Source organism: Alteromonas sp. AWJ4_197 (assembly GCF_056160285.1).
On the sequence record NZ_JBSWWW010000041.1, the window covers coordinates 1 to 612 of the forward strand.

General features: G+C 42.6%; 2 tRNA genes. Both read left to right on the plus strand.

Features of this window, described 5'->3' with window-relative positions:
* The first annotated feature begins 27 nt into the window (after positions 1-27).
* Positions 28-103: transfer RNA gene (locus ACXAGC_RS20435), tRNA-Ala, on the plus strand.
* Between the two features lie 2 nt (positions 104-105).
* Positions 106-182: transfer RNA gene (locus ACXAGC_RS20440), tRNA-Ile, on the plus strand.
* Positions 183-612: the final 430 nt, after the last annotated feature.

A 612-nucleotide genomic window follows, 5' to 3' on the forward strand; every position in this document is an offset into this window, starting at 1 on the left:
TATTAATGAAGAACGACCAAGTCTTATGGGGCTATAGCTCAGCTGGGAGAGCGCCTGATTTGCATTCAGGAGGTCAGCAGTTCGATCCTGCTTAGCTCCACCAATAGGCTTGTAGCTCAGCTGGTTAGAGCGCACCCCTGATAAGGGTGAGGTCGGCAGTTCAAGTCTGCCCAAGCCTACCATTTCTACCTGCTATCGTTACTTTGAATGCTGCGATGCTCATGTGCTGGCGCACACTCCGCTTCTCGCAATCAAATTAACTTCATCAGGCGAAATGGCTACTGAATAAACTTGGTCAGAAAGATACAAATCCTAATGAATTTTTACTCGGTTGAGTAAGTATTGATTAGGGTTTTTTACTCTAAACCTGTTCTTTAACAATTTGGAAAGCTGATATTAGTAATCAATCAAATTGAGTAACTGAGAATATCGAAAAGATGTTCTTTCAAAAGCTACTCTATCTGACAAAGTGTAGTAAGAAGGCTGACATACACAACTGAGTGTACTGTTCGTCCTCCTTGCGCAAAAGTCGACAAACAACGTCGATTTTGCACGATAAATTGATTAGACAGTCATGCATACAACAGTGCTTAGATGCACACCTGACTCCGG